General features: G+C 48.3%; 2 tRNA genes. Both read left to right on the top strand.

The window, feature by feature from the left end:
• The first annotated feature begins 125 nt into the window (after positions 1-125).
• Positions 126-202: transfer RNA gene (locus ABE456_RS28490), tRNA-Ile, on the top strand.
• Between the two features lie 24 nt (positions 203-226).
• A tRNA-Ala gene (locus ABE456_RS28485) sits at positions 227-302 on the top strand.
• Positions 303-544: the final 242 nt, after the last annotated feature.

The following is a 544-nucleotide window of genomic DNA, read 5'->3' as shown; positions in this document are numbered from 1 at the left end:
AGGTAGCCGTAGGGGAACCTGCGGCTGGATCACCTCCTTAATCGACGACATCAGCCTGCTGATGAGCTCCCACACGAATTGCTTGATTCATTGTAAAAGACGATGCTGTAAAGCGACCCTGTTATAGGTCTGTAGCTCAGTTGGTTAGAGCGCACCCCTGATAAGGGTGAGGTCGGCAGTTCAAATCTGCCCAGACCTACCATTACATGGTTCAGCCGCAGAATACGGGGCCATAGCTCAGCTGGGAGAGCGCCTGCCTTGCACGCAGGAGGTCAGCGGTTCGATCCCGCTTGGCTCCACCACTTTGCACCACTGTTCAGAACTTAGAAATGAGCATTCAGTTCGAATGTTGATTTCTGGCTTTTGTCAGATCGTTCTTTAAAAATTCGGATATGTGATAGATATAGACTGACACGCACTTTCACTGGTGTGTGATCAGGCTAAGGTAAAATTTGTGAGTTCTGCTCTTAGTTGAGCGAAATGCGAATTTTCGGCGAATGTCGTCTTCACAGTATAACCAGATTGCTTGGGGTTATATGGTCAA

The sequence above is a fragment of the Pseudomonas sp. TWI929 genome, from assembly GCF_039673335.1.
Taxonomy (GTDB): domain Bacteria; phylum Pseudomonadota; class Gammaproteobacteria; order Pseudomonadales; family Pseudomonadaceae; genus Aquipseudomonas.
The sequence above is the reverse complement of the archived record's forward strand: the minus strand, read 5'-3'. Positions and strand labels throughout refer to the sequence as shown.